Genomic DNA, 19,007 nt, shown 5'->3' on the forward strand with positions numbered 1-19,007 from the left:
AAGAACGTCAAAGAAATCATAGCTTAAACAGAATATATGCTCCGTGATTAGAGCCCTATTACTGCCACTTTATCCACGGTCTATAAACGAGATTATGGATAAGCTTCTCGCAAGGCTTAGTTTCAGGAGACCTAAATACACAGCTTTCAGCTTCGTTTATATCAACTTGTGCCACTATATTAGAGACAGAAACCTCTAAGTCTAAGTCAGTATCTAATTGGGTCATTGGTAAAATAAACTCAACGCGATTAGTGAATGCACATGACGTTTCAGGTGGTGTAGACGCTGAGTCAGATGCACATCCTACGCTTCCCAAATGATAAGACCATTTACGCGTTTCTTTACCACTTTTGGAAACATCCAACCTTAGAAACTGGTGCCCATTCTGACGACTCGAAAACATTGACTTATCGTTTAATGGCGTTTGTTGAGTAAGGGGGTTTGCATGGTTAACATCAAAAGGTAGCCCCATAGTAAAACGAAGATTAGTTGCCAGCTTTAAGAGTTCCTCAGATACATCTAACACTATTTTACTGTTAGCATCGTCTGGGTTGCTGCACTTATTGTGAAACTTCAACAATGCTTCATTCGGCGTTTGCCACTGAGTTTGCTTGAACTTCACCCGTTGCCATTTTCCATCTATACGTACTTCGGGTTTGCTAAGATAAAATCCAAAATAATCGATATTCCAACGCTGCTGGCCAATGCTCATGATCATGGGGCACGCGCCTGTATCTACGCCCACAAGTTTAAATGGTATTTCTCCAGCTTCGCGCCCTTTTAGGTTAATAACATCGCACCCTACTAACGTAAGTAATGCAGTAAAAAGCAACGAATACATAGCCTTCATGCGAAAAGGTATTTTCATTTATTTCAATACTTCCTTTAAATATTCCGCAGCCCCAAAAAGCTGCGGTTTCTTCACCCACCACATAATCGATAGAATGAGTGCATTGCTGTTAAGGCAATAGTGCTGCTTTTAGCGTTTGTGAGTCAAGGCGTACTAACATACAAACCATGTAAACAAGTATTATCTGCACAAAGAAAGTGCTAACTTCTTTGTTTTTGTAATTAAGCGGAAGGATTGAAGGATTAAAGCTAGGAAAATGTACTTTCATTCTATGCATAAAACAGTAAAACAGTGGCAAAATGAACAAAAATAAAGCAATCAATTCACAAAGCCGTCAGCTAGGCGTGACAAGGTAAATAAAACTGCTTATACTTGCGCTCGCTTGTGGTTGTTATGCAAAATAATTGCAGTCATGACTACACAGCACATCTCTATACGGCCCCATAGCTCAGTTGGTTAGAGCATCCGACTCATAATCGGCAGGTCCCCTGTTCAAGTCAGGGTGGGGCCACCATTTTTCTTAGCGCCACCTACTAATAACACCGTCCCTCCCCTAGGTTCTCCGTTGTACACTACTACTCAAATTTGAAAAAAGCGCCTTTATTAAAACTGTAATACCTTATCTGTAGCCTATCTTTATTATTAGTCTACTTTGTTACCGGTTTCTTATTTGATGAAGCACACTATGTCGCGCAATGCGTTTTACTCGCTAACGGTTACCTTCACTATTTTGTCTATTCTTGGCCAAGTTTCCACCAGCATTTATAGCCCATTCTTTTTTGACTTAGCGACTATGTATGGCAGTCACGTGAGTATTATCGAACAAAGCGTAGCTGTGTTTTTAGTCGCGTTCTCACTTTCACAGTTAGCGTCTGGCATATTGTGCGACTACATAAACAAACAAAAATTTTTGTTCTACGGAATCATAGTATTTATTGCAGGCACGCTTATGGTAGCGCTTGCCAGTGAAGAGGCTACTTTTCTGATAGGTCGTGTGATCCAAGGCTTAGGTGGCGGGGTTGGTGTATCAGTGTCGCGTGGGTTGTCGCGTCAGATATTTAACGAAAAGCAGCTAAATGCTTCACTTTCACTCATCAATATTGCCTTTGCTATTGCCCCAGCAATAGCGCCGCTGATAGGTACAATAATTGGCGAGTCTTTGGGTATTTCCGCTATTTTTTATTTCGTTCTGGTAATGGGGCTACTCGCCCTACTTTTGCTATTCTCAGTGTCTAGCATTCTTCGTAATTTTACGCCGCCGGTATCTAACGATGTTTTTAGTAATACGTTAGTACTTATTAAAAGCACTATAGTGAAGCTTGTCTCGGTAGGCATGGCTAGCGGGCTTTTGTATGGCATTGTGTTTTGCTTCATAACCATTGCGCCCTCTATGGTAATGCAGCAGTTTGGGCTTTCCAAGACCTTGTTCTCGGTTTACTCACTGCTAGCCACCTTGTCTTTTGTTGTAGGCAGCGTATTCAATATTCGGCTGTCGTCTGTGTCGCCTTTACAAAAATTCAGGATGTCTAGTTTCTGTTTAGCCGCACTTTCCGTGCTTTTTGCATTGACCGTCTTCTTGGGTACCGGGAGTGGGTTAGTCAGTATTTTGGCTTACTGCTATATCACGTTCTTTTTCATCGGTATCGCTATGCCCTGTAGCGTGACTATTATGCTGGGCTATTCTGAAACATCTGCTGGTTTTTTAGCAGCACTCACTGGCTTTTTTCATCTGACCGGGGCTGCCATAGGCGCTTATGCAGTGACACTGCTAACGCTAGAGCCTACCTTTTCTTTTAGCTTAGCGACATTTACGCTAAGTATTGCCAGTATTGCTATTTGCTTCACATTGAAAAAGGTTTAACTGATCATCCGTTCGACAATGTCAGTGCATTCATAAGTACAAAAGTTCTACGCTAACACCATCGCTTTTGCTCAGCCTTTTGGCCTTGCGTGCTCTTGCGCTGACGACAACACATTGGCCGCACCTTCTTGCTCCATATTGAGCGCAGTAATTGGAAATGGTATTACGATCCCTTCTTCATCAAACCGTTTTTTCAGCATTTTTATAAACGCACTTTTTATAAAGAAACGGTTAAAGTACTCACGGGTTCTCAGCATAATGGTTAAGTTGATGCTGGAATTATCAAAGGTGTGAAACAACACAAAGGGTTGATAGGTTTCAACACCGTATTCGTGCTGCTCTAAAATAGTATTGGCCACCTCTAAACACACCTTTTCAACATGATCTAAATCAGAGCTATAGTGAACGCCTACATCTACAGGAACCGAAAGTTCGCGCTCGGGATAGTAGTAGTTAATAAGCTTTGAATTAGAGAGCTTGCTGTTTGGCATAATAACGATGTTATTGGGCAGCATTCTTACCCACGTAGAGCGCCACCCTATTTTCTCGACAAACCCTTGCTCCCCCGAATCCAGCTCAATAAAGTCGCCGATGCGAATGGGCTTATCCATCACTAACTGAATGCCTGAGAAGAAATTTTCAAGCGTGGGCTGTAGGGCTAGTGCTACTGCAAGTGACGTAATACCTAATGAAGCAACGATGGGCGTTATCGATACTCCCATTGTGCTTAAAATGATTAAAATGGCGAGTACGGCAAACACTGCCCTTACTGCCCCGCCAGCAATAGCGCTGGTGTTTTTTACAATGGTTGATTGGTCGCGATAACGGTTTAAGGAATAAGTGACAAAGCGCTCGAAAAAAAGAAACAGGGTAATTATAAGGCCTGCTTCAATAACAATAGTTAACGCCTCGATAGCCCTTTCATCTTCTACCTGAAATACGGAAACAATACTTTTCACTAACAGCAGGAAGATAACCCAAATAAGCAAATTAAGCGGGGCATTTAGTGATAGAACTAGCACGCGATAAATATCAGACATGCTGCTGCTTTCAGAACGCGCTTTGGCTTTCAAGCGCACCAATATAAGGCGTTTAATGATAAAAAGCACAATAACAACACCGACTAATCCAGCTATTGCAAGTACCTGCTTATTTTCAAGAAGTTGGGTGCTATCCACGGCTGACGATGCTCCTGCGTAAAAAGTATGGTGCTTTTTTTATTAGCTATATGTTAATACGGGAAAGAATACGCAAAAGGTGCACCAACTGTTGTTAGGAATTCGCAAAATTCTCACTAAGATTCACTGAAAGTTACTACTCTTTTAGTGCTAGCAACCTGTCGTTATGTGGAAAGCGTGCAAGTGCTTGTTTAAGCACCTCGTTTGCTGACTCAAGCCTATTGCCTTTACGCAATGCAATAACATAGTTGTGCACATACGCTTGTTGGTGTTGGCCTACGTCATATCCTTTTTCAAACCAGGTTATCGCCAGTTTGTCGTTCCCTTCGATATCAGGGTGTTCGAGATAATAATTGGCAATCAGAAAGTAGCTTAACCAATAGGAAGGCCAAGCCTGAGAAGCGGTTTTTAAAAACGCTAGCGACTGCGCTTTGTCCCCCACTTTAAGCATATCGTAGGCTGTACTTACGTAAGTGAAAGGTGTCATTTCAGACGAGGTTACATTAGGAGGAACCGGAGCCAAATACCAGTAATTTCCCCTTCCCCAGGTTCTTTCAAAAAGTTCTAGCGACATTTCGTGATTAGGCGTAATGCCCGTATGTAAAGTAACCGTCCCCTTATCACTATCGAACCCGATAACCACAGCGTAGTGCCATTGGGGTAATAGCTGGATAGATAAGTTTTGAAAAACAATTACTGGGATATCGTCTTTAACTAACGCCATAATTGACGATAATGTCCCTCGCTCAGTATATGGCAAAAAACCAAATTGTCGGGTAGCGCTAACCATTTCTAGTTGTAAACTCCCTTCTTTATTGGGAATGAACAATTTAGGCGCAATGTCTTGTGGAGAGGTACTTTTACCATAGTAACCAAACACTTCAGAAAGTGTGGTAGGTCCGCAATAAAACTGTTCTTGGGGAAAAAACGGTACAGATTCAATAGTGTGAGATTCGGGCAATGAGGCTAGACCTTCTTGCCTTAGCTTGTCAGCTTGAGGCGTGGATTGACACCCCGAGAGTAAAAATAGAAAAGAAAGGCCTGCTAACATGCAGACCTTGTTAAATATTGTACTCATTCCATTAGCTATTTACAGGACGAATAAATGGGTAAACGTCGGTTACACCAATGAGGTCCAAAATTGCGACAATAGCAAGTACAGTAAGCACTGCACCTACAACACCACCCGCTGGCGCTTGATTGATTTCATCATTAAGTTGCGCAATCTCGCTGTCGGTCATGCCGTTGATTCTGGCAATAGCTTGGTTGCTATCTACACCTAAGCTTACTAGTTTACTCTGCACGTCTGAACGGTTAACCATGTCAATAAGCTGCTGCTTATTGTAATGAGCGGCTTGAGTTTGCATTACAGAGTCTGAGCTAATTGCTTCAGCGTGAACACTACCAGACATTAGAACCGTTGCCGAAAAGCAACCAATCGCAATTTTTTTCAAAAACTTCATGATGTTTCCCTCTATAAAATGCACAGTTTTATTCTTCTATAATATCGCCCAATTTCAGGCCATCTACATTCACATAAAACTTCGCACTGATTTAGCAGATACATATACCTGCTGCGACTCGTTTTCAATAAAGCATCGCAGCAAGATTAGGACCACCAAGAAAAAACTATGTTTACATTGTTAACCGTTTTTAGACGAATCGTATCTTTTCTCTAGCTTGCGTCGCGACTTAGACAAATCTATTTAAGTAAAAAACGTAAGTATTCCATGTGACAATGTTCCGCCATCCCTTACAAGCCAATATGTAATATTTTCTTTATATTGGAATTATTTGCTCAGTCCACATGTAGGAAGCAATACTAAAAACAAGGCTGAAACTACTCTTTCTGTGAATTACAGCGTTAAAGCTGTTCAAAATTTCCTCGACATGAAGCGCTCAATTCCTTATAGTGCGCGCGCTTTTATATATTAGTGAAGTCAAACGACCTTAATTAATATCTCTTCTCATCGTTTTACCCCTGGATACCTGTTTTGATTACCACCGCAAATATCACAATGCAGTTTGGCTCTAAGCCATTATTTGAAAATATTTCCGCAAAATTCGGCAACGGCAACCGATACGGCCTAATTGGCGCGAACGGTTGTGGCAAGTCTACGTTCATGAAAATTTTAAGCGGTAAACTTACCCCATCGTCAGGTAACGTTTCTATGGCACCTGGCACTAAGCTAGGGATCTTGAGCCAGGATCAATTTGCATTCGAAGAATTCAGCGTAGTCGACACTGTTATCATGGGCGACCGTGAACTATGGGAAGTTAAACAAGAGCGTGACGCCATTTACAGCAAAGCTGAAATGAGCGAAGACGACGGTATGCGCGTAGCAGACTTGGAAACCCAGTTCGCCGAAATGGACGGCTACACAGCCGAAGCCCGCGCTGGTGAAATTCTTACTTCTGCTGGCATCGACGAAGACTATCACTTCGGTTTAATGAAAGAAGTGGCACCCGGTAAAAAAGTACGTGTACTTTTAGCCCAAGCCCTATTTGCCGAGCCTGATATTCTGCTATTAGATGAGCCTACCAACAACTTGGATATTTACACCATCAGTTGGCTTGCAGAAGAGCTTAACAAGCGCAAGTCGACCATGCTTATTATTTCGCACGACAGACACTTCTTAAACTCTGTGTGCACACACATGGCTGATATCGATTATGGTGAACTACGTGTTTACCCAGGTAACTACGACGACTACATTCAAGCCGCCATGCTTGTTCAAGAGCAGCTTCATGCAGAGAATGCTAAAAAGTCAGCGGAAATTGAAGAGCTACAGAGCTTCGTAGCGCGTTTCTCTGCCAACGCATCGAAAGCGAAACAAGCCACTTCACGTGCACGCCGTCTTGAGAAAATTGAACTTGCTGAAGTAAAAGCGTCTAGCCGTCGTAAGCCGTATATTGTTTTCAAACAGCATAAGAAGCTTCACCGCCTTGCTATCACCCTAGAAAAGTTAGGCCATAGTTACCCAGATCTACCTTTATTCGACAATGCTAACTTACTGTTAGAAGCAGGTCAGCGTTTGGCCATCATCGGTGAAAACGGTGCGGGTAAAACTACGCTTTTAAAATGTTTCGTGAACGATATTGAGCCTACCGAAGGTAGCTACAAATGGGCCGAAAACGCCGCTATTGGCTACATTCCGCAAGACAACGCCAAATACTTTGCTGAAGATATCACTATGTTTGAGTGGATGAGCCAATGGCGCAGCCCTAAGCATGACGACCTTCAGATTAAAGGCATGTTAGGCCGTTTACTGTTTACGTCTGATGACTTCAACAAACGGGTACAAGTATGTTCTGGTGGTGAGAAGAATCGTTTGTTGTTCGGAAAGCTTATGCTTGAAGATATTAACGTATTGGTTATGGATGAGCCTACCAACCACATGGACATGGAATCGATTGAGGCATTGAATAATGCGCTCTACAAGTTTGATGGCACAGTAATCTTTGTAAGCCACGACCGCGAGTTTGTTTCATCGCTAGCTACACAAATTATAGAATAAAAGATAAACAGCTGAATCACTTCGATGGAAACTATGAAGAATTTTTGGCTCATAAAGAAAACGCGTAGGAAAACGCATACAGAAAGCGCGTAAACAACACCGAAAATTAGTCTTTATACGATTGAGGCTTTGTTGGTAAGCGATACAAAAACGGGCACTTAATTAAGTGCCCGTTTTTGTTTTTTATAATCTATTGATTGGAAAAGTACTTGGCCGCCGTTTCAGCTAAGCGATCGAAGTAACTAATGATTGAATCTTTGATAGGCCCTAGTTCTTTTTCTGTAACTTCATCAAAGTCTTCAGGTGGAATAAATTCTTCAATGCGCACGTTCTTCATGGCGTCATCTTGTAACTCTTTAAACAAAGGGTTCGAAGCACTGTCTACGGGCTTATCTAAGCTTTCAATGCTGATATCAAAACTTGCAGACGCGATGTAATAATCGGTTCCCAAAAAGCTTCGAGTAAATAGGCCGAACCCTTCACTTTGATGTTCTGAGCAACCATAAGTGCCGCATTCTGTTATGGCTACTGTTGGAGCCTCTTGTACCACAATAATTTTTGTCACCCCGTCAGCAAGTAGCGACTTTCTAAGTGCATTTTGATTATCGTTAAATAACCATTTATCATCCTGCTTCACCACGAAATCTAGTTGCCATGCTCCTTTAACTTTGGGTGATACATCAACCACTTCAAAGCTGCTTGATTGCTCTATTGCTGTTTTAAGTCTAGTGAAAAGCGTAGACGCTATCTGCCAGTCGTATGCATACTCTTTCGTGAAGTTATTAAACTTAGTCGTACCAACATGGGTGTGCGATGGGAATTCATTGGCATTGATGAAAACCCCTATCTTTTGCTTCGGAACTTCTGTCGGCTCTTTAGCTTCATCTGCATCGTCCTCGCTTTTTTGCCTTGAAACATCAGCCTCCTGATCTACCACATCATTATTTGTTTGATCACCTGAACTTGATTTATCGACATTAATCTCGGAAGGAACATTTTCTCTTGGTTCCATACCTCTTTGCGTCACACACCCTGTTGCCAGCATCAATATGGCAACCAGCACACTAAACTTTGTCACAAACTTCATAACACTTCCCTATTTCAAAGCTAATGAGCTTAATACTTAATTTAGGCTATTCTGGTTTTGTACAAAACCTGCACTCAGTGTATTACACGCAATCTTACCTAACGATAAATAGTTGCTTTACGCTTTTCTAATACACAGTTCAACTTTCCAAATCACTTTAAATTTGACTGTAACAAACAACCTTCATACTGTTTTCAGTGATTTCGTTTCCTCATAGAAGAAAAGCTAACAATAGAGGTGATTACAGCCGTGACTTATATAGAGGGGGTTAGTAGCCCTGCTAGCCACCTACTTCGAAAAAGATATAGCCCTTTTAGATTTCACTTTTGGATAAGCATTTAACATAAAGAGCAGGCAAAGTATTGATCGAACCTGAAGTTAAGGCTGTATAGTGATTAAAAAGGAAATTTACTAATGACTCTACTAAAGTGTTTGGGCTTAGCAAGCCTATCGACATTGCTCGTTTTCTCCTCCACCGTTTCTGCACAACAGCCAGCAAGGGCACAGCAGCCAAAAGGCTGGATGTGGGGGGTTGGTGTTGCTGCATCCCAAGATGTGTATACCGACTTTGATAACCGTATTGTGCCCATTCCTATCATTGGCTACACAGGTGAAAAGCTTAGGGTTTACGGGCCATTCATAGGTTACGAGCTATTTAGAGAAAAAGGCTTCACCCTTGATGCCCAACTTGTGCCGGTATTTGCAGGTTATGAAGAAGATGACAGCGCCGTGTTTACCGGTATGGAAGACAGAGATTTCAGCTTTGCGGCTGGCGTAAGCCTCAACTATAACGCGGGTAGCTGGTTATATTCATTGTCAACTAATGCCGATATTCTTGGTAAGTTCGACGGTTACCAAGCATCTGCTCGAATAGGCAAACGGTTTAGAATAAATAACTTCATGATTGAGCCATCGGTCGGCGTTAGCTATCAAGACAGTAACTATGTAGACTATTATTACGGGGTACGTCCCGAGGAAGCTACTGCGTTTCGAAAGGCATATAACGGCGATAGCGCGCTTAATACAGAGGTTCGCGTTGCTGTTTCTACCCGCCAGTTTTTAGGCGGCATGACGCGTTTAGAAGTTGGCGCTACTTTCTTTGACGATAGCATTAGCGATAGCCCGCTAACCGACGATGACACCGCATTAAGTGCCATGCTGGTTTACACCCGCTTTTTCTAACGTTTTGTTTTGTCTCGGCAGACGACGAGTAAATGCGAATTCGTAATGGTAAAAATTGAGCACCACTTTATACAGTTGGTCTCTCGTTTAAGCTGCACTAATGGAGCTCAGTTGTAAAAGCCTTCGCCTTTGATGTTTAGATATAAAAAGCCCCCAGTAATCGGAATTACCATTTACTAGGGGCACTTTACCTTCGGGGCATTTTTAATATTTACGGTTTAGCACTTACGCTGGATTTTTAAACGCGAGCGTTTCCCACAGTGGGACGGTAGACAAGCTATGTTTGTAACTGCCCGATGTTTCTTTAGTACTGTAAGACAGGTAAATTAGCGTCTTCGAGTCTGCATCATAAATTCGTCGAAGCTTCATGTTTTTAAAAAACACGCTTTTAGATTTTTTGAATATCACTTCACCGGAATCTGACTTATCAATCGCCGCTAACATCTCGTCCGTAATTGGGCCCGTTTGTCTGCACGCAATAGAGCTATCTGATGGGTCAGACAAATCTAAGTTCGCTTCAATACTTGAAATATGACAGGTGACGCCAGTGACAATAGGGTCTTGAAGCGCATCAATTTTGATATCCTTTGTGGTGAAGAGCCCAAGCGACACATCACCAACTTCACTATCGCTACAGCCTGCTACTGTAAATAGCGAGGCAGTGAGTAGCCCAAGCACAGAACCTTTAAATGAGGTGCTTTTTATTGAAGTCCTATTTAAAGAAGTACGGTGCTTTTTGAGCTTTATCCAACGTCCGCTTGTTTTCATACCTTTATCACCTCTATGCTATTTATAACCTGTTATGTACCTACTCGAATTACCGAGTCTGTGATCATTTTAGCCTAACAGGTTTAGCTGTATTTTATCCATAAGCGCATACTGTTTTATAAGTTGCTTGGCTTTTTCTATGTCTGGCGCGAAATAGCGATCCTTGTCGTAAAAAGGCACCTGCTTTCTCAGTAGCTGCACTAATTCCTGCAGCTTTTCACTCGTTTTTAGAGGTTTTCTAAAATCTAAACCTTGGCAGGCCGCTAACCATTCAATGGCTAAAATGCCCGCTACGTTGTCAAAAATGTCTCTTAATCTCCTTGCCGCAAATGTAGCCATAGACACGTGATCTTCTTGGTTAGCAGACGTAGGCAAAGAATCGATGGACGCGGGATGCGCCAAGGTTTTATTTTCACTAGCAAGTGCCGCACAGGTCACCTGCGCAATCATAAACCCTGAGTTTACCCCACCGTTTTCAACCAGAAATGGCGGTAGACCGCTTAAGTGAGTATCTATCATTAACGACATTCTACGCTCTGACAGCGCGCCTATTTCAGCAAGCGCAATAGCCAGCATATCTGCCGCCATCGCCACCGTTTCTGCATGAAAGTTTCCGCCCGATAAAATGTCTCCAGCGGTCGCTTCGCCAACATTCGAATCATCACTGCTTTCAACAAAAACTAACGGGTTGTCGCTAACACCATTAGCTTCAGTCACTAAAATGTCTTGGGCGTAGCGCATTTGCTGTAAACAAGCACCCATTACTTGCGGCTGACAACGCAGTGAATACGGGTCTTGAACTTTTTCACACCGCTGATGCGAATTACCAATCTCTGACGTATCCAGCAATGTTCTATATGCAGCCGCCACATCACACTGGCTTTTATGACCTCGTACTTTGTGAATGCGAGCGTCAAATGGCACCCGAGAGCCCAGCGCGGCTTCAACCGTGAGAGCACCAATACCGATAGCACTGTGAAGCGCATTTTCAGTATAAAACAGCCCCTGAAGGGCAAACGCTGTCGATGCCTGTGTACCGTTTAACAGTGCCAAACCCTCTTTGGGGGCCAGCGAAATAGGCTGCATACCGGCTATTTCTAACGCTTTGGCCGCACTGATACGCTCTCCTTTGTAGAAGGCTTCACCTTCTCCTAAAAGGACCACACTCATGTGGGCCAAAGGCGCTAAATCTCCACTAGCCCCTACCGACCCTTTTTCTGGAATGGCAGGATAAACCTGTGCGTTAAACAAGGTAATCAGCGCCTCTATTACGCTTAACCGAATGCCCGAAAAGCCCCGTGCTAACGAGTTTATTTTTAGCAGCATAAGTAAACGCACTGTGTCTTCTTGCATAAAGTCACCGGTACCGGCCGCATGAGACAGCACGATACTGCGCTGTAATAGCTCCAATTCATCAACATCAATTCGCGTATTAGCCAACAGCCCAAAGCCCGTATTAATGCCGTACACGGTGCGGTTTTCTTCGATAACGTTTAACACTACTTGCTCGGCTGCATTTACGGCAGGTATCGCACTTTCGACCAGCGACAAGTGAATGTGATTTCGATGTACTTCTCTTAACTGTTCTAGGGTCAATGTGCCAGGAACAAGGGTTAACTTTTTAATACCACCTAGCTCAGTGAAAAAAGACGTCTGGGACATAACTACGCCTCCCCGCCTAGGTTTTGGTATGAGCTATTTTGATGTGAGCTTTTTTGGTGTAAGCCATGACTTGAGCCTGTATTGCCAGCTCCTTTATTATTAGCCACGGTATTGACCATAGGAAGGTCAAGGTTGTGTTTAGCAGCACAGTCTCTCGCAATATCATAGCCCGCATCGGCATGACGCATCACGCCTGTGGCAGGGTCGTTATGTAATACCCGAGCAATACGTTCGGCCGCTGCATCAGTTCCATCACAAACAATCACTACGCCCGAATGTTGGCTGAAGCCCATACCTACCCCACCACCATGATGAAGGCTCACCCAGGTTGCACCACCTGCGGTATTCAATAGCGCGTTTAGCAGCGGCCAATCTGATACGGCATCTGACCCATCGAGCATGGCCTCGGTCTCTCTATTTGGGGAAGCTACTGAGCCAGAATCGAGATGATCCCGCCCAATCACTACTGGTGCGCTTAGCTCGCCACGGCGAACCATCTCGTTAAAGGCCAGACCTAACTTTTGTCTTTCTCCCAGACCAACCCAACAAATGCGCGCAGGTAGCCCTTGGAACTGAATGCGTTCTTTGGCCATGTTCAGCCAATTGTGAAGATGTGGGTTGTCAGGGATTAGTTCTTTGACTTTAGCGTCTGTTTTATAGATATCTTCTGGGTCGCCCGACAGCGCTCCCCATCTAAATGGGCCAATCCCCTGACAAAACAGCGGTCGAATGTAGGCGGGAACAAAACCTGGGAAATCAAAAGCATGCTCAATGCCCTCTTCCAGCGCCATTTGCCTGATATTATTGCCATAATCGAGCGTTGCCGCGCCGGCTTCTTGAAAACCCAGCATGGCTTTAACCTGTAATGCCATCGACTGTTTCGCTTTTTTAATCACGCAGGCTTCGTCTTTTGCACGCTGCGCCTCGGCTTGATCGAGCGTCCAACCCACCGGTAAATAGCCATTAAGCGGGTCGTGAGCACTGGTTTGATCGGTAACGACATCTGGAATAATCTCGTTTTCTAGTATATCGGGAAATACCTCAGCAGCATTGCCAAGCAAGCCAATGGAGACCGGTTTACCGTCTAGCTTGGCTTCCTTTAGTAGTTGCATAGCTTCTTCTAACGAATGCGCTTTTTTATCTAGATAGCCTGTGCGAATTCTAAAGTCTATACGGGTTTCATCAACCTCCACTGCCACCATTGAAAAGCCTGCCATGGTAGCGGCAAGTGGCTGCGCCCCACCCATACCGCCCAAGCCGCCGGTTAAAATCCAGCGCCCTTCAGCACTGCCGTCAAAATGGGTTTTAGCCACGCTCACAAAGGTTTCGTACGTGCCTTGCACAATGCCTTGCGAGCCTATATATATCCACGACCCTGCCGTCATTTGCCCGTACATCATCAAACCTTCTTTATCCAGAGCATTAAAGTGCTCCCAATTAGCCCAGTGCGGGACAAGGTTAGAGTTAGCAATTAACACGCGAGGTGCGTTTTCATGGGTAGGAAATACGCCAACCGGCTTGCCTGATTGAATAAGTAATGTTTCATCTGTATTTAAGCGCTTAAGTACTTCAACAATTTTGTCGTATGACGCCCAATCTCGGGCCGCGCGCCCAATGCCGCCGTAAACTACTAAGTTTTGTGGATGTTCCGCCACTTCTGGATCCAGGTTGTTCATTAACATGCGAAGCGGTGCTTCGGTTTGCCAACTCTTTGCGTTTAACGTACTGCCTCTTGGGGCACGAATTTCTCTTGTAGGGTCGAGGCGTTTCATAAACTTCTCCTAGGCATCTTTTTCTTTTACTGAAATATTTTTGTTATAAGAAGCAGTATCTTTATAAAAAGCGCCTTGAGAGTTAGCGTCTTAGGCGCGTCTACACTTAAAACTCCAAGTGTCCTCCCAGTCGGTATCTACTGCCAGGGTGGAACAACACAGCGTGACTAACTACAGCGGCTGACCCATTTTCATTTCCCGTCCCACGTGAAAAAGTCCTTCGAGTAATCTTTAGGCAAGGCTCTTTAGGTTTTATCAGTAACGCTTGTGCAATATCTTTTTCAACGATTACAGCTTCTACGCTATGGTCCGCCTGTGAAAGGGGCGCAACTTGGTTTAGATAAAAGTTTGCGGTTTGCGCTTTAAAATCCTTATCTAAGTAGTCATTAATCCAAGCTGGATTAACCCACCTGTCTTCATACTGAACGGGCAAATTGTTCTCGCAATGCACGATAATGCTGTGAAATACAGGTTCACCTACATCAACGGCTAGACGCTGTGAAATAGCATCACTGGCAGGTGCAGTTTCAAGCACCAATATTTCGTTAGTGTATCTATGCCCCCGCCGTTCAATTTCATCGCGAATGCTTTTGATTTCTAACATTGAACTCATAGGGCGGCTATCTGAAACAAATGTGCCTATGCCCTGGCTACGCATTAATATGCCCTCGTCGACCATTTCACTTAACGCACGTCGTGCAGTCATTCGACTAACACCATGTTGCTGAGCAAGTTGGTTTTCTGAAGGCACTTGAATACCAGGCTTCATTACACCGTTTTCTATGGCATCCAAAATTGCCGTTTTGATTATCCTGTACCTAGGTTGCATATCGTGGTTATTCACAACTAAATTGTTAATAATATGCTAACAGCATACTTGTATATACAAGTATGTACAAGTATGCTGAATTGAATTTAGGCGTTGCTTCAAACTAGTTTCTGAAGGCGTTCCGGAAATCGGCCAAGAAATCGTCATTGTAAGAGAAGTTTGTTGCAACAAATCTAATAACGACTATTGGATAAAAATCAGATAGAAGTGGCTAAAAGTGGATCATGTTATGGGCTATCAGTACGACTCGATTATTTACAACGTACGTATTGCGTCTATGCAATACAATGGCTCGCCTTACGGCGAACTATCTTCACACGCTATTGCCCTAAAGGACGGCAAAATCACCGCCTTGCTTCCTTGCGCTAGCTCGCTACACGAAGCATTTGAGCAGGCAGATAACATGATAGATGCCACTACGTTCATTCCACAAAATAAAGGCGAACCAACTAAACTACCCTGGTTAATGCCAGGCTTCATCGATTGTCATACTCACTTAGTTTACGGCGGTAATCGCGCTGAAGAATTTGAGATGCGATTGCAGGGCGCAAGCTACGTTGACATTGCACAGCGAGGTGGCGGCATTAAAGGCACAGTGGAAAAAACGCGATGTGCTGATGAGAGTACTTTGCTTAATACCGCGATAAAGCGTGCTAAACGACTGTGCGAAGAGGGCGTAACGACCATTGAAGTAAAATCAGGATACGGATTAGATTTAGACACTGAAGTGCGCATGTTACGTGTGGCTAAATCTCTTGAACAGCACCTTCCTGTTAGTATTCAAACCACCTATTTAGGCGCTCACGCCCTGCCCAATGAATTTGCTGAGGATCCAGACGGGTACATCGACTTTGTTTGCGACCAAGCTCTTCCATTTATTGCCTCACAGAAATTGGCCGATGCCGTCGATGTATTTTGTGAAACCATCGGCTTTTCCACTTCACAAACAGAACGAGTATTTACCAGTGCGCAGCAACATGGCCTGCCGATTAAGGCTCATGTAGAGCAGCTTAGCGACAGTAAAGGTGCTGTTTTAGCGGCTAAATATGGCGCCTTATCGGTAGATCATATCGAGTATTTGGCTGATAGCGATATTTCCTTACTTGCACAAAGTGGTACCGTTGCCGTTTTGTTACCTGGTGCATTTTATTACTTAAGCGAAGTACAAAAGCCGCCTGTAAATGCGCTTCGAGCTCATAAAATACCTATGGCGATAGCGACAGACTTTAACCCTGGCAGTTCGCCTTTAGCTTCTATACTTACGGCGATGAATATGAGTTGCGTGTTGTTTCAGTTAACCCCAGAAGAAGCACTTCGGGGCGCCACGGTGCACGCGGCGAAGGCGCTCGGGCTTCAAGACAGAGGCGTTATTGATGTGGAAAAGCTTGCCGACTTCACCTTGTGGGATATAGAAACGCCAGCTGAACTTGCCTACTGTATTAATGGCTATCGCCCTATTGCTGTGTATAAGGAGGGTAAACATGTTTAAGTGGCAAGGTAGAATAGACAGTGAAGATGGTGCTGAAGGCTTGCGCTGGCATCAAAAAGTTAACGAAATTGAGGTTGGTGAAGATAGCGCTTTGGCCAATACCATTACCCTTGTGGGGTTTGAATGCGACTTAGGTGTAGCATTTAATAAAGGTCGGGTAGGCGCATCTAGTGGGCCTAACGCTATTCGCCAAGCACTTGCTAACTTACCCTGGCACTGGTCAAGAACTTCACTGGCTGATTTAGGTAATGTCACCGCCCAAGAGAACTTATCCAAAGCGCAGAAGCAATATGCCGATGCTATTACCTTTGCACTTAGTCAACACAAGGGGTTAACAATCGGCTTAGGAGGAGGTCATGAAATCGCGTGGGGCAGCTATCAGGGGCTTTTCAATACTAGAGCGGACAATGCCCGCATTGGCATTATAAACTTTGACGCCCACTTTGACCTTAGAAAGCCTTCTCCAAACACCAGTTCTGGTACGCCATTTCGGCAAGTATACGAACATTGTCAGCTTCACGGCGTACCGTTTTATTATGCCTGTTTGGGCGTATCTAAAGCAGCCAATACACAAGCACTTTTTAACTTTGCCAATACGTCTAACACGCGCTATTTAACCGACGTGGCATTAGGTGATGAATCGCTTTGTATGCAGCGAATAGGTGAGCTGCTCTCCCCGATGCTAAAAGACATCGACGAGCTTTACGTCACAGTATGTTTAGATGCATTTCCTGCTGCTCTTGCCCCCGGCGTAAGCGCTCCCAGCACCTTGGGGATTTCCCCAGCGCTTGTCATCAACACGCTACACTTTTTAGCACAGCACCAAAGCACTTACGGGTATCAATGGAGACTGTGTGACATTGCGGAAATGAACCCCAACTATGATATTGATAGCCGCACAGCAAAGCTGGCTGCACGGCTAATTTTTGAGGTGGTAGATGCTGTGTTTTGCTCTCGTACTCGAACGTAATATATTTACAGCCTACAATTTGGATAAGTTATTTTTTCTCGTTGAGCTTGAGAAATGCTGGCGCAAACCCCTGCAAAGAGAATGGAAGCGTGATTTGCTTATTAGTGGTTTGACTCATAAAGGCTACTTGGGCCACCTGCCCTTCTAGCATTTCTGAAATCAATTTCTCATCCATCACTATATTGGTTTCACAAATTTTACTATCGCAAGCCAATATTTTAGTGCGAATTGCTTTTTCATTATCTATTTTTAAACCAACCCCAGCGCTCTTCTCTGCATCATTCGTAAAGCGTAAAGTAAGAATAGTACGTTGCTTAGACGCAAGAGCAACGCTCATACCTGCTACAACGCCTGTCTTTTGTCCCTTTTTCGACAACAATAACTGACTTGCGAAACAACTGTTGGCTTTACATTCATAACTCCAAGAATCGAAGACTTCAGCGGCTAAAACTGAACTGCATGGAACTCTTATGAATAACGATAAAATAAAGATGAGCTTAGTGAGTGAGTGTCGCACTTGTTGATACCTTTTATAATATAAAAAAGGGTCTCTTAATTAGACCCTTATTCATTTACCTACTTGAACCTAAATTACTAGGCGGACTTCTTACGAAATTTACGTAAGCTAATAAACCCTAACCCAGTGAGAAGTAGAAGGATATGACTAGGCTCACTTACTGCTGTAGGAGCAGCAACAAATTCTGTGATAGGAGTTTGGGTCATCACAACGTTCCCCGAATCAACAAACGTTAAGCCAGTTACGAATGCCATATCATCTTCAGGATTTATCATGTTGGATGTGTCGATACCCAAAATACGAAACTCAGACACACCATCAGAATTGAAAAGGAACTCTTCTTCAGCAAGAAGGTTGCTCTCAAATTCCCAACCATTATTTCCCATCAACCAAAGTTCGTAATCTGCATCGAAACCTGAAGGTAGGTATACAGAACCAATGTTAGGACCTGATTCGACTACATAGTCGTATCCAATGGCTACATCAGGGTCGATGAAAACTTGTTCTTCCTGTTCAACACTGAAGTCAAACTCCCAGCCGCCATCTACCACCTCGGTTGGCATAAAAGGATCTACTGACGTACCCGTACCTTCACTAGTTGCATCATCAGAGGCTAAAGAGGCAACGCCGTCTCTGAAGTTATATACCCAAATGCCAGTTTCATCAACATTCGAACTTTCAGCTAATTCCAAGATTTTTTCAACGCCACTTCCAGGAAGTGAAATGAAACCTTGTGTGGAAGTTGAAACTCCCGCTTGAGAAGCTGGAGTATATTCACTATCTTCTTCCGCCTCTCTGTATTCTAGTTTTTGATATCTAAACTCGACATCAAAATCACCTTCTTGTCCAGTATCATCAGAGCGGTCTATAAGTAGTGCTTGAAACGTATTATAACGGTTATCTTCACTTTCCTGATAGAACGCATCAGTACTCATTTCACTCCAAGTTACAGCAACTACACCTTCTTGGGGCGAACCAATATAAGTTTGACCGCAACCAAAACAGTTATAATTGCCGGTCGCGGTAAAAGGGACAATAGAATCGCCGTTGTATGCTAAGCTAGCACTCTCAAGAAACGCTATAGTACCGTACTGTCTAGGACGGAAAATTTCATAGCTGTTATCGCCGAGTTTCACCTCGAAGGGCAAATTAAACTCAGGAGCCCACTCGGTGTAAGTTTCATCTGTGCCGTAGCCCTCAAGTCCGCCCATTCCACCTATGATGATATTGGCCTGGGTGTTAAATGAAAAACTCGCGAGGGTTAGTGAGGCAACTGCAACAGTGCTTAACCATTTCATGCTTATAACTTCCTTATACCTTATTT

General features: G+C 43.7%; 15 protein-coding genes, 1 tRNA gene and 1 pseudogene. 6 read left to right on the plus strand and 11 right to left on the minus strand.

Features of this window, described 5'->3' with window-relative positions; genetic code table 11:
* Positions 1 to 58 precede the first annotated feature (58 nt).
* Positions 59 to 868, minus strand: coding sequence for an MbnP family protein (locus tag KL866_RS06615; protein ID WP_025254211.1), 810 nt, complete (start codon positions 866 to 868; stop codon positions 59 to 61).
* A 419-nt stretch (positions 869 to 1,287) separates the two neighbouring features.
* Here KL866_RS06615 and KL866_RS06620 point away from each other — a divergent pair.
* A tRNA-Ile gene (locus KL866_RS06620) sits at positions 1,288 to 1,364 on the plus strand.
* 159 nt (positions 1,365 to 1,523) lie between these two features.
* Complete coding sequence (locus tag KL866_RS06625; protein WP_214994169.1) at positions 1,524 to 2,711, plus strand: MFS transporter; 1,188 nt, start codon at positions 1,524 to 1,526, stop codon at positions 2,709 to 2,711.
* Between the two features lie 71 nt (positions 2,712 to 2,782).
* Here KL866_RS06625 and KL866_RS06630 read toward each other — a convergent pair whose 3' ends face one another.
* From KL866_RS06630 to KL866_RS06640, 3 genes are all read right to left on the minus strand, one after another.
* Positions 2,783 to 3,889, minus strand: coding sequence for a mechanosensitive ion channel family protein (locus tag KL866_RS06630; protein ID WP_025256372.1), 1,107 nt, complete (start codon positions 3,887 to 3,889; stop codon positions 2,783 to 2,785).
* Positions 3,890 to 4,025: 136 nt separating this feature from the next.
* A complete protein-coding gene (locus tag KL866_RS06635; protein ID WP_025256373.1) occupies positions 4,026 to 4,967 on the minus strand; it encodes a PA2778 family cysteine peptidase in 942 nt (313 codons plus the stop codon).
* A 4-nt stretch (positions 4,968 to 4,971) separates the two neighbouring features.
* Entirely contained in the window at positions 4,972 to 5,352 is a 381-nt protein-coding gene (locus tag KL866_RS06640) for a PA2779 family protein (RefSeq protein ID WP_025256374.1), read from the minus strand.
* 531 nt (positions 5,353 to 5,883) lie between these two features.
* Between KL866_RS06640 and KL866_RS06645 the strand changes: the two are divergent.
* Positions 5,884 to 7,475 (plus strand): annotated as a pseudogene (locus KL866_RS06645) (ABC-F family ATPase).
* Positions 7,476 to 7,597: 122 nt separating this feature from the next.
* On the opposite strand, the gene KL866_RS06650 reads toward KL866_RS06645, so the two are convergent.
* On the minus strand, positions 7,598 to 8,494 hold the full coding sequence (locus tag KL866_RS06650) for a hypothetical protein (RefSeq protein ID WP_214994147.1): 897 nt from the start codon (positions 8,492 to 8,494) through the stop codon (positions 7,598 to 7,600).
* 414 nt (positions 8,495 to 8,908) lie between these two features.
* Between KL866_RS06650 and KL866_RS06655 the strand changes: the two genes are divergently transcribed.
* Positions 8,909 to 9,676 (plus strand): MipA/OmpV family protein, encoded by a 768-nt coding sequence (locus KL866_RS06655; RefSeq protein ID WP_214994149.1) that lies wholly within the window; start codon positions 8,909 to 8,911, stop codon positions 9,674 to 9,676.
* A gap of 225 nt (positions 9,677 to 9,901) precedes the next feature.
* Here KL866_RS06655 and KL866_RS06660 read toward each other — a convergent pair whose 3' ends face one another.
* From KL866_RS06660 to hutC, 4 genes are all read right to left on the minus strand, one after another.
* Positions 9,902 to 10,444: a CreA family protein gene (locus KL866_RS06660; protein WP_214994151.1), complete on the minus strand. Its 543-nt coding sequence runs from the start codon at positions 10,442 to 10,444 to the stop codon at positions 9,902 to 9,904.
* 69 nt (positions 10,445 to 10,513) lie between these two features.
* Positions 10,514 to 12,106, minus strand: a complete 1,593-nt coding sequence (gene hutH / locus KL866_RS06665; protein ID WP_214994153.1) for a histidine ammonia-lyase — start codon at positions 12,104 to 12,106, stop codon at positions 10,514 to 10,516.
* Between the two features lie 2 nt (positions 12,107 to 12,108).
* Positions 12,109 to 13,878 (minus strand): urocanate hydratase, encoded by a 1,770-nt coding sequence (hutU, locus tag KL866_RS06670; protein WP_214994155.1) that lies wholly within the window; start codon positions 13,876 to 13,878, stop codon positions 12,109 to 12,111.
* A 106-nt stretch (positions 13,879 to 13,984) separates the two neighbouring features.
* Positions 13,985 to 14,707 (minus strand): histidine utilization repressor, encoded by a 723-nt coding sequence (hutC, locus tag KL866_RS06675; RefSeq protein ID WP_214994156.1) that lies wholly within the window; start codon positions 14,705 to 14,707, stop codon positions 13,985 to 13,987.
* A 229-nt stretch (positions 14,708 to 14,936) separates the two neighbouring features.
* Between hutC and hutI the strand changes: the two genes are divergently transcribed.
* A complete protein-coding gene (gene hutI / locus KL866_RS06680; RefSeq protein WP_214994171.1) occupies positions 14,937 to 16,196 on the plus strand; it encodes an imidazolonepropionase in 1,260 nt (419 codons plus the stop codon).
* Entirely contained in the window at positions 16,189 to 17,166 is a 978-nt protein-coding gene (gene hutG / locus KL866_RS06685) for a formimidoylglutamase (protein ID WP_214994158.1), read from the plus strand. The genes hutI and hutG overlap by 8 nt, the downstream gene beginning before the upstream one ends.
* Positions 17,167 to 17,194: 28 nt before the next feature.
* On the opposite strand, the gene KL866_RS06690 is transcribed toward hutG, so the two are convergent.
* On the minus strand, positions 17,195 to 17,683 hold the full coding sequence (locus tag KL866_RS06690) for an invasion associated locus B family protein (RefSeq protein ID WP_214994160.1): 489 nt from the start codon (positions 17,681 to 17,683) through the stop codon (positions 17,195 to 17,197).
* Between the two features lie 77 nt (positions 17,684 to 17,760).
* The coding region (locus tag KL866_RS06695; protein ID WP_214994167.1) for a nidogen-like domain-containing protein at positions 17,761 to 19,007 on the minus strand (1,247 nt) is incomplete at its 5' end.

The sequence above is a fragment of the Alteromonas sp. ALT199 genome (genome assembly GCF_018619335.1).
GTDB lineage: Bacteria > Pseudomonadota > Gammaproteobacteria > Enterobacterales > Alteromonadaceae > Alteromonas.

Bases quoted from the DNA above. Each gene is read 5' to 3' on its own strand.
- hutH (WP_214994153.1), bottom strand. From the start codon at position 12,106: ATGTCCCAGACGTCTTTTTTCACTGAGCTAGGTGGTATTAAAAAGTTA.
- hutG (WP_214994158.1), top strand. From the start codon at position 16,189: ATGTTTAAGTGGCAAGGTAGAATAGACAGTGAAGATGGTGCTGAAGGC.
- KL866_RS06650 (WP_214994147.1), bottom strand. From the start codon at position 8,494: ATGAAGTTTGTGACAAAGTTTAGTGTGCTGGTTGCCATATTGATGCTG.
- KL866_RS06655 (WP_214994149.1), top strand. From the start codon at position 8,909: ATGACTCTACTAAAGTGTTTGGGCTTAGCAAGCCTATCGACATTGCTC.
- hutI (WP_214994171.1), top strand. From the start codon at position 14,937: ATGGGCTATCAGTACGACTCGATTATTTACAACGTACGTATTGCGTCT.
- KL866_RS06625 (WP_214994169.1), top strand. From the start codon at position 1,524: ATGAAGCACACTATGTCGCGCAATGCGTTTTACTCGCTAACGGTTACC.
- KL866_RS06660 (WP_214994151.1), bottom strand. From the start codon at position 10,444: ATGAAAACAAGCGGACGTTGGATAAAGCTCAAAAAGCACCGTACTTCT.
- KL866_RS06640 (WP_025256374.1), bottom strand. From the start codon at position 5,352: ATGAAGTTTTTGAAAAAAATTGCGATTGGTTGCTTTTCGGCAACGGTT.
- hutC (WP_214994156.1), bottom strand. From the start codon at position 14,707: ATGCAACCTAGGTACAGGATAATCAAAACGGCAATTTTGGATGCCATA.
- KL866_RS06615 (WP_025254211.1), bottom strand. From the start codon at position 868: ATGAAAATACCTTTTCGCATGAAGGCTATGTATTCGTTGCTTTTTACT.
- KL866_RS06635 (WP_025256373.1), bottom strand. From the start codon at position 4,967: ATGAGTACAATATTTAACAAGGTCTGCATGTTAGCAGGCCTTTCTTTT.
- hutU (WP_214994155.1), bottom strand. From the start codon at position 13,878: ATGAAACGCCTCGACCCTACAAGAGAAATTCGTGCCCCAAGAGGCAGT.